The organism is Ancylobacter sp. VNQ12 (genome assembly GCF_049445835.1).
Lineage (GTDB): Bacteria > Pseudomonadota > Alphaproteobacteria > Rhizobiales > Xanthobacteraceae > Ancylobacter.
In genome coordinates this window covers 285,624-297,925 of sequence record NZ_JBMSDU010000001.1, presented here as the reverse complement: position 1 = coordinate 297,925, position 12,302 = coordinate 285,624, and the positions used below count along the sequence as shown (strand labels likewise).

At 68.9% G+C, this 12,302-nt stretch carries 11 protein-coding genes, 1 pseudogene and 2 riboswitches; of the genes and pseudogenes, 10 read left to right on the top strand and 2 right to left on the bottom strand.

Features of this window, described 5'->3' with window-relative positions; all coding sequences use genetic code 11:
- The first annotated feature begins 1 nt into the window (after position 1).
- The 9 genes and pseudogenes from ACO2RV_RS01330 (at position 2) to ACO2RV_RS01290 (ending at position 8,519) form a co-directional block, all read left to right on the top strand.
- Positions 2–427: a GlcG/HbpS family heme-binding protein gene (locus ACO2RV_RS01330; protein WP_423289002.1), complete on the top strand. Its 426-nt coding sequence runs from the start codon at positions 2–4 to the stop codon at positions 425–427.
- Positions 424–1,044: a glutathione S-transferase gene (locus tag ACO2RV_RS01325; RefSeq protein ID WP_423289000.1), complete on the top strand. Its 621-nt coding sequence runs from the start codon at positions 424–426 to the stop codon at positions 1,042–1,044. The genes ACO2RV_RS01330 and ACO2RV_RS01325 overlap by 4 nt, the downstream gene beginning before the upstream one ends.
- Before the next feature lie 22 nt (positions 1,045–1,066).
- Entirely contained in the window at positions 1,067–1,522 is a 456-nt protein-coding gene (locus ACO2RV_RS01320; protein ID WP_423288998.1) for a type II 3-dehydroquinate dehydratase, read from the top strand.
- Positions 1,523–1,636: 114 nt separating this feature from the next.
- Positions 1,637–2,512 (top strand): annotated as a pseudogene (gene ligD / locus ACO2RV_RS01315) (non-homologous end-joining DNA ligase); the annotation flags it as partial.
- A complete protein-coding gene (locus tag ACO2RV_RS01310; RefSeq protein ID WP_423288996.1) occupies positions 2,512–3,054 on the top strand; it encodes an MgtC/SapB family protein in 543 nt (180 codons plus the stop codon). The pseudogene ligD and the gene ACO2RV_RS01310, both read left to right, overlap by 1 nt.
- A 156-nt stretch (positions 3,055–3,210) precedes the next feature.
- Positions 3,211–4,257, top strand: a complete 1,047-nt coding sequence (gene nadA / locus ACO2RV_RS01305; RefSeq protein WP_423289857.1) for a quinolinate synthase NadA — start codon at positions 3,211–3,213, stop codon at positions 4,255–4,257.
- Positions 4,258–4,309: 52 nt separating this feature from the next.
- Positions 4,310–5,821, top strand: a complete 1,512-nt coding sequence (locus ACO2RV_RS01300; protein WP_423288994.1) for an L-aspartate oxidase — start codon at positions 4,310–4,312, stop codon at positions 5,819–5,821.
- Positions 5,822–5,972: 151 nt separating this feature from the next.
- Positions 5,973–6,830 carry a carboxylating nicotinate-nucleotide diphosphorylase gene (nadC, locus tag ACO2RV_RS01295; RefSeq protein WP_423288992.1) on the top strand — a complete coding sequence of 286 codons (858 nt, stop codon included), beginning with the start codon at positions 5,973–5,975 and terminating at the stop codon, positions 6,828–6,830.
- A gap of 99 nt (positions 6,831–6,929) precedes the next feature.
- Positions 6,930–7,035, top strand: a riboswitch (glycine riboswitch).
- Positions 7,036–7,038: 3 nt separating this feature from the next.
- Positions 7,039–7,160: riboswitch (glycine riboswitch) on the top strand.
- A gap of 63 nt (positions 7,161–7,223) precedes the next feature.
- Positions 7,224–8,519 (top strand): D-amino acid dehydrogenase, encoded by a 1,296-nt coding sequence (locus ACO2RV_RS01290; protein WP_423288990.1) that lies wholly within the window; start codon positions 7,224–7,226, stop codon positions 8,517–8,519.
- A gap of 294 nt (positions 8,520–8,813) precedes the next feature.
- Here the strand turns inward: ACO2RV_RS01290 and ACO2RV_RS01285 are convergent, their stop codons facing one another.
- Positions 8,814–11,267: a heavy metal translocating P-type ATPase gene (locus ACO2RV_RS01285; protein ID WP_423288988.1), complete on the bottom strand. Its 2,454-nt coding sequence runs from the start codon at positions 11,265–11,267 to the stop codon at positions 8,814–8,816.
- Positions 11,268–11,344: 77 nt separating this feature from the next.
- Here ACO2RV_RS01285 and ACO2RV_RS01280 point away from each other — a divergent pair, with 77 nt between their 5' ends.
- Entirely contained in the window at positions 11,345–11,620 is a 276-nt protein-coding gene (locus tag ACO2RV_RS01280; RefSeq protein WP_423288986.1) for a metal-sensitive transcriptional regulator, read from the top strand.
- 109 nt (positions 11,621–11,729) lie between these two features.
- Here the strand turns inward: ACO2RV_RS01280 and ACO2RV_RS01275 are convergent, their stop codons facing one another.
- Entirely contained in the window at positions 11,730–12,293 is a 564-nt protein-coding gene (locus tag ACO2RV_RS01275) for a methylated-DNA--[protein]-cysteine S-methyltransferase (RefSeq protein ID WP_423288984.1), read from the bottom strand.
- Positions 12,294–12,302 lie beyond the last annotated feature (9 nt).

The following is a 12,302-nucleotide window of genomic DNA, read 5'->3' as shown; positions in this document are numbered from 1 at the left end:
CATGTCGATCACCCGCCCGGCCCTCAAGCTCACCCATGAGGGCGCGCTGAAGATGCTCGCCGCCGCCGTCGAGAAAGCGACCGCCATGGGCGTGCCGCAGAACATCAACATCGTCGACGAGGGCGGCAACCTGCTCGCCTTCGTCCGCATGGACGGCGCCAAGCTGCTGTCGCGCGAGACCTCGCTGTCCAAGGCGATCACCGCCGCCTCGCACCGCCAGCCCAGCGGCCGGCTCAAGCCGGTCGACGCGCCCTTCCTGCAGCACGCCGCCGGCCAGCGGCTCACCAACCTCATCGGCGGCCTGCCGATCGTCATCGAGGGTGTCTGCGTCGGCGGCATCGGCGTCGGCTCGGGCACGGGGGAACAGGATGTCGAGGTGGGGCGCGCCGCGCTGGCCGCCATCGGCGCACAGGACCAGACACCGTGAAGCTCCTCCACGCACCCACCTCCCCCTTCGTCCGCAAGGTGATGGCGGTCATCCGCGAACTCGGCCTCGCGGACCGCGTCGCGATCGAGTTCAACCCCGCGAGCCCGCTGCAGCGCGACCCCGCGCTTGTCGAACACAACCCGCTCGGCAAGATTCCCGCGCTCATCCTCGATGACGGCATCACGCTGTTCGACAGCCCGGTGATCTGCGAATACCTCGCCGCCACGGCCGGCGACGCCGCGCTGTTTCCGCCGGCGGGCCCGGCGCGCTGGGCGGCGCTGACCCAGCAGGCGCTCGGCGACGGCCTGCTCGATGCCGCCATCGCCAATCGCTACGAGACGGTGATGCGCCCGCAGGAATTGCGCTGGGCCGGCTGGACGGAGGCGCAACTCGCCAAGGTGCGCGGCGCGCTCGACCGCATCGAGGCGCTCGCGCCTTCGCTTCCCGCGACGCCGACCATCGGCACCATCACGCTCGGCTGCGCGCTCGGCTATCTCGACTTCCGCTATGCCGACCTGAACTGGCGCGAAGGCCGCCCCGCCGCCGCCGCATGGTTCGACGCCTTCGACGCGCGCCCCTCCATGGCCGAGACACGCCCGCGCGAGCGCGCCGCCTGATCCCTTCCGGAGCCTTCCCCGCATGACCGCGCCGACGCCGCTGCGCCTCTTCGTCCTCAACGGACCCAACACGAACCTGTACGGGCTCGACCCGAACGGGCCTTATGGCACGCTCACCATCGAGGACATCGCCGAGAGCTGCCGCGCCCGTGCGGAGAGCCTTGGCGCCAGCGTGGATTTCCGCCAGTCGAACCATGAGGGCGTGCTGATCGACTGGATCCAGGAGGCGCGCACGGCGGCGGACGGTATCGTCATCAATGCCGGCAGCCTGTCCTATGGCTCCATCGGCATACCCGACGCGCTCTCGGCCGTCGCCAAGCCGGCGATCCAGGTACATGTGAGCAATGTGTTCAAGCGCGAGAGCTTCCGCCATCACTCGCCGCTCTCCGCGGTGGTCACCGGCTGCATCATTGGGCTGGGCCCATCGGGCTATCCCGCCGCGGTCGAGGCGCTGATCGCGCAGATAAGACGAGGCTGATCCGCAGGTTCGCGTACCGGCGCGATGGAACATGCCCGGACGTCAGGGCCTTATTGCGGTAGGCTCCATCGCCAGCGTCGATGATGCGGAGCGTGCATGTCCAACACCGCCAGCCCTATCTCTCAGGTCAAGCTTACCCATCCCGACCGCGTCTACTGGCCGGAGAACGGCATCACCAAGCAGCGGCTCGCGGATTACTACGCCGAGGTCTGGCGCTTTATCGCCCCCTTCGTCATTGCCCGCCCGCTCGCTTTGCTGCGCTGCCCGGACGGGATCGCCGAGGCTTGCTTCTTCCAGAAGCACTCCTGGAAAGGGATCAACAAGGCGATCGGGATCCGCAAGGACAGGGATGGCGAGGAGCTGCTGTTCATCGACGATCTCGACGGGCTGATCGCCCTGGTGCAGGCCGGCACGCTGGAGATCCACCCCTGGGGCGCCCCGCTCGCCGACCTCGAAAAGCCGGACATGGTCATCTTCGACCTCGACCCCGGCGAGGGCGTGGGGTGGACGCAGGTGGTTGCCGGTGCGAAGGAAATTCGCGACCGTCTTGAGGCTGCGAGCTTGCCCTCCTTCGTCAAAACCTCGGGCGGCAAGGGCCTGCATGTCGTCATCCCTCTGAAACCGAAAGCGGATTGGGAGACGGCGAAGGACTTCGCCAGGGCGCTTGCCGACGCCATGGCCGCCGACAGCCCGGACCGCTATCTCGCCGTGGCCACCAAGGCGCGGCGCGAAGGGCACATCTTCATCGATTACCTGCGCAACGCACGCGGCGCCACCGCCGTCGCGGCCTATTGCACGCGGGCGCGGCCGGGAGCGGCGGTGTCGATGCCGGTGGCGTGGGAGGAACTTGACGACATCGCTGGCGCGGCGCAGTTCACCCTCGACAACACGCCGGTGCGGCTTGCCAATCTCGCGGCCGATCCGTGGGGCGGCTTCCGCGCGGCGGCGGTGCCGCTGGAGACAAAACCTCCGCACAAGCGTGGGCAGTGATGGGGGCGTTCGTGGACATTCTCTCGCCGCGGGATATCGAGGCGCTGCTGCGGCTGCTGGCGGCCGTCGTCTGCGGCATGCTGATCGGCCTGAACCGCGATCTGCGCGGCAAGCCCACCGGCATGCGCACGCTCGGGCTGGTCTGCATGGGCGCGGCGCTTATCTCGCTCACCGCCATGCGGGTCGACGGCATTCAGGGCCATCCCGATGCGACCAGCCGCGTGGTGCAGGGCATCGTGCAGGGCGTGATGACCGGCATCGGCTTCCTCGGCGCCGGCGTGGTGATGCACAGCCGGCACAAGCTCAGGGTCCATGGCCTGACGACGGCGGCGACGGTGTGGGTGACGGCGGCGCTCGGGGTCGCCTGCGCCCTCGCCTCCTGGCACCTCATCGTGCTGTCGCTGGTGGTCACGCTGGTTCTGCTGGTGCTGGTGCTGCCGCTGGACCGGCGGCTCGACCGGCGCCGTGCCCGCCACCGCGAAAAGGCACGTGCCGAGGAAAGCGCAGGGCCGGTCGAGCCGCCTCCGGTCAGCATGCCCTGACGCCTGCCCCGGCGGCGCCGAAACTTTTGTGACGAACAGTTGACAGCGACTTATACTCAGTCCTAGCATAAGCCTCGATCAGCCGGGCGCCACGCCCGGTCTTCTTTGGCCCAAATTATACTCATAACGAGCATAAGGGAGGAAGCGGTGCTGGATATGAATGTCGCCGTCCGCCAGGAAACAGACGCCCTCGCGCCGGAAGCCTTCGCCCCCGCCACGGCCCCCGCCCCTCTGGCACACCTCTATGCCCGCGTGTCGAAGCATGTGACGCCGGCCGAATGGCCGCTCATCGCGCGCGAAGTCGAAGCCATCGAGCGGCTGAAGCGCGAGCGCAACGCCGTGGTGCTCGGGCACAATTATCAGGCGCCGGAGATCTTCAACACGGTGGCGGACATCGTCGGCGACAGCCTCGCGCTCGCCCGCGAGGCTGTGACCGTAGACGCCGACGTCATCGTCATGGCCGGCGTGCACTTCATGGCCGAGACCGCCAAGCTGCTGAACCCCGGCAAGACCGTGCTGATGCCGGACATGCAGGCGGGCTGCTCGCTCGCCGAGAGCATTACCGCCGCCGACATCCGGCTGCTCAAGCAGCATTACCCCGGCGTTCCCGTCGTCACCTATGTCAACACCTCGGCCGAGGTGAAGGCCGAAAGCGACTATTGCTGCACCTCCGGCAACGCCGTGAAGGTGGTGCGCGCCGTGGCGAAAGAATGGGGCGTCAACCGCATCCTCATGCTGCCGGACGAGTTCCTTGCGCAGAACGTGCAGAAGGAAGTGCCGGAGATCGAGCTGATCGCCTGGAAGGGCCATTGCGAGGTGCATGAGCGCTTCACCCCGCAAGACATTCGCGACCTGCGCGAGAACCATCCCGGCGTCGTCGTGCTGGCGCATCCCGAATGCCCGCCCGAGGTCGTCGCCGAGGCCGATTATGCCGGCTCCACCGCCGGCATGGCGGATTATGTGCGCGACGAGAAGCCGGCCCGCGTGGTGCTGATCACCGAATGCTCCATGGCCGACAATGTCGCGGTGAACCACCCCGACATCGAGTTCGTGCGGCCGTGCAACCTCTGCCCGCATATGCGGCGCATCACCCTGCCGAGCATCCGCCGCGCGCTGGAGACGATGACCCACCAGGTCGAGATCGACCCGGCCATCGCCGATCGCGCCCGCCTCGCCGTCGAGCGCATGCTCGCCATACGCTGACGCCGGCTCCACGCCTCGATCTTCCGCCTCTCATGCCCGGAGGGCATTTCTCGTGAGCCATTCGCCTGAGAATGTCGTCGTCATCGGCGGTGGCGTCGCCGGCCTTGCGACCGCGCTGCGCCTTGCCCCGCTGCCGGTGACGCTTGTCGTCGCCGCTCCGCTCGGCGCGGAGGCCGCCACCGGCTGGGCGCAGGGCGGCATCGCCGCCGCCATGGGCGAGGACGACCGGCCCGACTACCACGCCATCGACACGCTGAAGGCCGGCGCCGGCCTGTCCGAAGCGCTCGTCGCGCGGCGCATCGCCGCCGCCGCGCCCAGCGCCATCGACTGGCTGGTCTCTATCGGCACGCCGTTCGACCGCCACGCGAATGGCAGCCTCGCGCTCGGGCTGGAAGCCGCACATTCCCGCCGGCGCATCGTCCATGCCGAGGGCGACGGCACCGGCCGTGTGGTGCTGGAGACGCTGGCGCGGGCGGCGCGCGCCTGCCCGACCATCCATGTCATCGAGGGCGTGCGCGCCTGCGAATTGCTGGCCGATGACGCTGGCGAGGTGCGCGGCGTCGCGCTGCGCGACCGCGAAGGGCGCGTCACCGCGCTCAATGCCCGCGCCGTGGTGCTGGCGACCGGTGGGCTCGGCGGGCTCTATGCCTCCACCACCAATCCGCTCGGCGCGGTCGGTTCGGGGCTGGCACTCGCCGCCCGTGCCGGCGCCGTGCTGCGCGACATGGAATTCGTGCAGTTCCACCCCACCGCCATGGCGGTCGGCGCCGACCCTATGCCTCTGGCCACCGAGGCGCTACGCGGCGAGGGCGCGAAGCTGTTCAACGAGCGCGGCGAACGCTTCATGATCGAGATGCCGGGCCAGGAACTCGCCCCGCGCGATGTCGTCGCCCGCGCCATCTTCGCCGAGATCGCCGCCGGCCGGCAGGTGGTGCTCGACGCGCGCTTGAAGGATGTCGAGCGGCGCTTTCCCGGCGTGGTCGCGCTCTGCCGCGCCCATGGGCTCGACCCGGCGCGCCAGCCCATTCCGGTGCGGCCGGCGGCGCATTACCACATGGGCGGCGTCGCGGTGAATGACGCCGGGCGCTCCAGCGTGCCGGGCCTGTGGGCCTGCGGCGAGGTCGCCTCCACCGGGCTGCACGGCGCCAACCGGCTCGCCAGCAACTCGCTGCTGGAAGCACTGGCCTATGCCGACTGGATCGCCGCCGATATTGCCGGCAGCGCGGCGCCTTCCGGTGCGGCGATGGCGGCGCCCGCCACCCTGCGAGGCCCCTCGCCGGCACGGGCGGAGATCCGCCTTTTGATGGATGCGCAGGTCGGCGTGGTGCGTGAGGCCTCGACGCTCGGGGCTGCCGCGCAACGCCTCGGCGAACTCCGCGAGCGCGACGGCGACGACCTCTCGCTTATCGCGCTTCTGGTGGCGGAGGCCGCGCTGACGCGCGAGGAGAGCCGCGGCGGCCATTTCCGCGCCGACTTCCCCACACCCGCGGCGATGGCCCGGCATTCGGAGACCCGCCTTGCCGAGACGGTGGCGGACGCCGTCGAGACGCGACAGGTGGCGTGAGGACAGCCCATTTCCCCTCGCCCGAACCACGTCATCCTGAGGCGCCCGGCATCGCCGGGCCTCGAAGGATGGCGCGCCTGGATCCCCATCCTTCGAGGCTCGCTCCGCTCGCACCTCAGGATGACGTCGCCCTAAAACGGATGAGTTGACCATGACCCTTACCCCCCTCCCCCGCCTGATGGTCGAGCCGATCGTGCGCGCCGCGCTGCTGGAAGACCTCGGCCGCGCCGGCGATGTGACGACGGACGCCTGCATCCCCCCGCAGGCCCGTTTCGAGGCGGTGATCGCCTCGCGCCAGCCGGGCGTGATCGCCGGCATCGATGCGGCGGTGATCGCCTTCGAGCTGATCGATCCGTCGCTCAAGGTAGCGGTCGAGCGCGGCGACGGCACGACGGTCGCGCCGGGCGACGTGGTGCTGCGGCTGTCTGGCTCGGCCCGGTCGATCCTCACCGCCGAGCGCGTGGCACTGAACATCGCCTGCCGCATGTCCGGCGTCGCCACCGCCACGGCCGGCCTGGTGGAAATCGCCCGCCAGCATGGCAAGGCGCATATCGTCTGCACCCGCAAGACCACGCCGGGACTGCGCGCGCTGGAAAAGCACGCGGTGCGCGCCGGCGGCGGCTCGAACCACCGCTTCGGCCTCGACGACGCGGTGCTGATCAAGGACAACCACATCGCCGTCGCGGGCGGCGTCGCCCCCGCCATCCGCGCCGCCAAGGCGCATGCCGGCCATCTCGTGAAGATCGAGGTGGAGGTCGACACGCTGGCCCAGCTCGACGAGGCGATGACTGAGGGGGTCGACGCGGTGCTGCTCGACAATATGGACCCGGCGACCTTGAGGCAGGCGGTGGCCATCGTCGGCGGGCGGGCGCTGACCGAAGCCTCGGGCCGCGTCTCGCGCGAGACGGTGGGACCGATCGCGGCGAGCGGGGTCGATCTCATCTCGGTCGGCTGGATCACCCACTCCGCGCCGATCCTCGACCTCGGGCTGGATGCGGCGAGCGTGTGAGGACTTCCCACGACCAAGGTCGCAGGTTCAAACCCGTGCGAACACCCTCTCTGCCCTTGAAACAAGCATGCTTTTGTGCGATGCATATAGCCGTCTGCTAATGTTCATGCGGGAGAGACCGACAGTCCTCCTCCCAGGACACGTGTCGGCGCCGACGGAGCAACCCCCCAGGAAACTCTCAGGCACCACGGACCGCATGATCAGGACGATCTGGAGAGAGGCGTCGGCGCCGGTCATTCAGCGCTAGGACGTCCACCGAAGGGGAAGCCCGGGATTTCCGGACGGCGCCGCCGTCCGTCTCGGGGCGAGCTCTCAGGTACCGCGACAGATGGGGACAGCCGGCCGGACGCCAAAGCGTTCGAGCCTCGTCGTCCTCAAGCGCGGGAGTTCCCCATGCGCCAGATTGCCGTTATCGGCGCCGGCATCACCGGCATCACCACCGCCTATGCTCTCAATGAGAAGGGCTACGACGTCACCGTCATCGATCGCCAGCGCTATGCGGCGATGGAGACCTCCTTCGCCAATGGCGGCCAGCTTTCGGCCTCCAACGCGGAAGTGTGGAACTCCTGGGCCACGGTGCTCAAGGGCATCAAGTGGATGTTCACGCCCGACGCGCCGCTGCTGATGAACCCGATGCCCTCCTGGCACAAATACAGCTGGATGGCCGAGTTCCTCGCCAACATCCCGAACTACAAGGCCAACACGGTCGAGACCACCCGCCTCGCCATCCAGGCTCGCAACTACATGTTCGACATCGCCCGCCGCGAGGGCATCGACTTCAACCACGAGACGCGCGGCATCCTGCACATCTACCGCGACAAGGCGGCCCAGGATGGCGCCCGTGCGATCTCCGCGCTCTATGCGGCCGGCGGCCTCGAGCGCCGCGAGGTGACGCCTTCCGAGATCCGCGCCATCGAGCCGACGCTGCACGGCACCTATTATGGCGGTTTCTTCACCCCGTCGGATTCGACCGGCGACATCCACAAATTCACCTTCGGCCTCGCCGAGGTCTGCCGGGCCAAGGGCGTGCGCTTCATCAACGAGGCGAGCGTCGATCGCGTGACCCATACCGGCAAGGGCCGGGACGGCACCGGCGTCGAGATCGCCCTCACCATCGCCCCCGACGCCGAGGATGCCGCGCCGACCCGCGAGACCTTCGCCTTCGACGCGGTGGTGGTGTGCGCCGGCATCGGTTCGCGCGCCATCGGCGCCCAGCTCGGCGACCGGGTGAACATCTATCCGGTGAAGGGCTATTCGATCACCGTCATGCTTGACGATGAGGAAAGCCATAACGCCGCGCCGTGGGTGAGCCTGCTGGACGACAAGACCAAGATCGTCACCTCACGCCTCGGCAAGGACCGCTTCCGCGTCGCCGGCACCGCCGAGTTCAACGGCGAGAACCGCGACATCCGCGCCGACCGCATCCGCCCGCTGACCGACTGGGTGCGCAAGTTGTTCCCCGGCGTCTCCACCGAGCGCGCCGTGCCGTGGGCTGGCCTCAGGCCGATGATGCCGAACATGATGCCGCGCGTCGATGCCGGCGCGAAGCCGGGCGTGTTCTACAACACCGGCCACGGGCATCTGGGCTGGACTCTCTCCTGCGCCACCGCCGAGATCATCGCCGCCAAGGTCGCCAGCGCGATGCCCGTCGAAGCGCCGGCGCCGATGCTGCGCATGGCCGCCGAGTAACCTTTTCCGAGACCCCGCCCCGGACCTGCCCCCGCCGGTCCGGGTCTTCGAGAGCCGCTCCCTTCCGGCTCCCGCCCCGCTCCCGGAGGATATCCGGGAGCGGGGTTTTCTTTTGGAGCTCAGAGCCTGTTTGAAATTCCTCATATCAACAGAACGACGTCATCCTGAGGTGCTCGGGCGGAGCCCGAGCCTCGAAGGATGCTCGTCCGGGCGCCCTGCTTCAGCATCCTTCGAGGCCCGGCCTGTGGCCGGGCACCTCAGGATGACGGCGATGACGAGTTTCCAAACAGGCTCTCAGAGCTTCGTCGCCCGCAGCCGCAGCGCGTTGCCGATGACGCTGACCGAGGACAGCGACATGGCGAGCGCGGCGATCATCGGCGAGAGCAGCAGGCCGAAGACGGGGTAGAGCACGCCCGCCGCGATCGGCACGCCGGCGCCGTTGTAGATGAAGGCGAAGAACAGGTTCTGGCGGATGTTGCGCATCGTCGCCTGCGACAGCCGCCGCGCTTTGACGATGCCACCGAGGTCGCCGCGCAGCAGCGTCACCCCCGCGCTCTCGATGGCGACATCGGTGCCCGAGCCCATGGCGATTCCGACATCGGCGCCGGCCAGCGCGGGCGCATCGTTCACGCCGTCGCCGGCCATGGCGACGATGCGGCCCTCCGCCTTCAGCCGCGCCACCACCGCCGCCTTCTGGTCGGGCGCGACCTCGGCCTCCACCTCGGTGATACCGAGCCGGCGCGCCACCGCCTCGGCCGTGGTGCGGTTGTCACCTGTGAGCATGACCACGCGGATGCCCTCGGCCGCCAGATCCTTCAGCGCCTGCGGCGTCGAGGCCTTGATCGGGTCGGCGATGGCGATGGCGGCCGCCGCCTTGCCGTTGATGCCGACGAGGATGGCGCTCGCGCCCTCGCGGCGCAACTCGTCCGCCGGCGCGGCCAGCGCCGCCGTGTCGATGCCGAGTTCCTTGAGGAACGCGGCGCTGCCGAGCGTCACCCGCTTGCCCTCGACGAGGCCATAGGCGCCCTTGCCGGCGGGTGAGTCGAAGCCGCGCACCTTGGGAATGTCGAGGTCGCGCGCCTGCCCCGCCATGACGATGGCGCGCGCCAGCGGGTGCTCGGAGGGCCGTTCGACGGCGGCGGCAAGCCGCAGCACCTCGGCCTCCTCGAAGCCTTCCGCCGGCACGATGGCGGTGACGGAAGGCTGCCCTTCCGTGAGCGTGCCGGTCTTGTCGACCACGAGCGTGTCGACCTTCTCCATCCGCTCCAGCGCCTCGGCATTCTTGATCAGCACGCCCATCTGCGCGCCGCGCCCGACGCCGACCATGATCGACATCGGCGTGGCGAGGCCGAGCGCGCAGGGACAGGCGATGATCAGCACCGCCACGGCGGCGATCAGCGCATGCGTCAGCTTGGGGTCGGGACCCCAGATGGTCCAGGCGATGAAGGCGAGGATGGCGCAGGCGACCACCAGCGGCACGAACCAGCCGGCGACCTGATCGGCCAGCCGCTGGATCGGCGCGCGCGAGCGCTGCGCTTCCGCCACCATCTGCACGATGCGCGCCAGCATGGTGTCGCGCCCGACCTTCTCGGCGACGATGATGAGCCCGCCCGAGCGGTTCAGCGTGCCGCCGATGACATGATCGCCCTCCACCTTGGTGACGGGCATCGATTCGCCGGTGACGAGCGATTCGTCCAGCGCCGAGCGGCCTTCCGCCACCTTGCCGTCGACCGGCACCTTCTCGCCGGGGCGCACGCGCAGGCGGTCGCCAACCGCGACCTGGTCGAGCGGGATCTCCTCCTCGCTCTCGTCGGCGTTGATGCGCAGCGCGGTCTTCGGCGCGAGGTCGAGCAGCGCCTTGATGGCGCCGGAGGTCTGCTCGCGGGCGCGCAGCTCCAGCACCTGGCCGAGCAGCACGAGCACGGTGATGACCGCCGCCGCTTCGAAATACACCGCGACGCTGCCGTCCATGCCACGGAAGGCCGGCGGGAAGATATCCGGCGCGAGAGCGGCAACCACGCTGTAGAGATAGGCGACGCCGGTGCCGATGGCGATCAGCGTGAACATGTTGAGGTTGCGCGTCGCCACCGACTGTCCGCCGCGCACGAAGAACGGCCAGCCGGCCCACAACACGACCGGCGTCGCCAGCACCAGCTGAATCCAGTTCGACAGGCTTGGGGACACGAGGTGGTGCAGCCCCGGAACGAGATGCGCGCCCATTTCCAGCGCGACGACCGGCACGGTGAGCACGAGGCCGATCCAGAACCGGCGGGTCATGTCGATCAGCTCGTGGTTCGGGCCGTTGTCGAGGCTGACCAGCAGCGGCTCCAGCGCCATGCCGCAGATCGGGCAGGTGCCGGGGCCGATCTGGCGGATCTCCGGGTGCATCGGGCAGGTGTACTCCGTGCCTTCCGGCACCGGCTCGGCGGGGGCCTCGTCGCCGAGATATTTTTCCGGGTTGGCGATGAACTTGCTGCGGCAGCCCGGCGCGCAGAAATAATAGGTGATGCCCTTGTGGTCGGCCCTCAAGGTCGCGGTGTGCGGATCGACATCCATGCCGCAGACCGGGTCCTTCGCCATATGGGAGGCGTGGGCGGCGTGGGAATGCTCCGCGTGCGAATGCCCTGCGTGCTCCTGCGTATGGTCATGCGCGTGAGCGGGAGCATCATGCGTGTGCCCTGCGTGAGCCCCGTGCCCGCCGCAGCAGGACCCGCCCGCCTTCTTCGGCTCGCGCTCGATTTCCGCCATGACCCCATCTCCTGCAATATACCCCATATGGGTATGTAGGACTTGCTATATATACCCCACGTGGGTATATGGCAAGAATGCAGAACGATACGCGCAATGCCTGTCTGAAACGCCTCAGCCGCATAGAGGGGCAGGTGCGTGGCCTCTCGCGCATGGTCGAGGACAACCGCTATTGCATCGACATCGTCACCCAGGTGGCGGCGGTGCGCGCCGCGCTGAAGAAGGTGGAGGAGGAAGTGCTGCGCGACCATGTCGCCCATTGCGTCGAGCACGCCATCCGCTCGGGCGATCCGGAGCAGCAGCGCGAGAAGGTGTCCGAGCTGATCGAGGTGCTGGGCAAGCTGAAAAGCTAGAGCTGATCCGATCAGGTTGAGACAACCTGATCGGTAAATCAGTCTCTAATCGACTAGTAGAGAACGCGTTATCCGATCAGATTGCGCTGCAATCTGATCGGCGCGTGCTCTAGAAATCCAGCGAGCGCTGCGCCGGCTCGGGCGGGGCGCGACGGACGCCTTCGAGCTCCAGCATATGCGCTTTGGTGTCGGCGCCGCCCGGCGCGGAGAAGCCGCCGAGTTTGCCGCCCGCCGCCAGCACGCGATGGCAGGGTATGATCAGCGGCACCGGATTGCGCGCCATCGCCTGCCCGACGTCGCGCGCCGCCTCGGACCCGGCACCGAGCTGTTTGGCCAGTGCGCCATAGGTCGTGGTCTCGCCCCAGCCGACCCGGCGGAGCGCGGCATAGATCTGCGCGAAGAACGGCCGCTGCGCGCCGAGATCGAGCCGCACCGACGAGAAGTCGACCGCCTCGCCGGTGAAGTAGCGCTGGACGGCGGCAATGGTCGCGGCGATCTCCGGCGTCGGCGTGCCCCGCCGCGCCTCCGGCACCCGGCGCAACAGATGGCGCTCGGCCGCGGCGGCGCTGGCGGTCGGCAACTGGAAGCGCGTGATGCCGGCCTGCCCCCAGGCGAGGCCGCAGAACCCCCGCGCGGTCTCGAACACCACGTAGTGCTGCATGAGCGGATCCATCAACGCTCT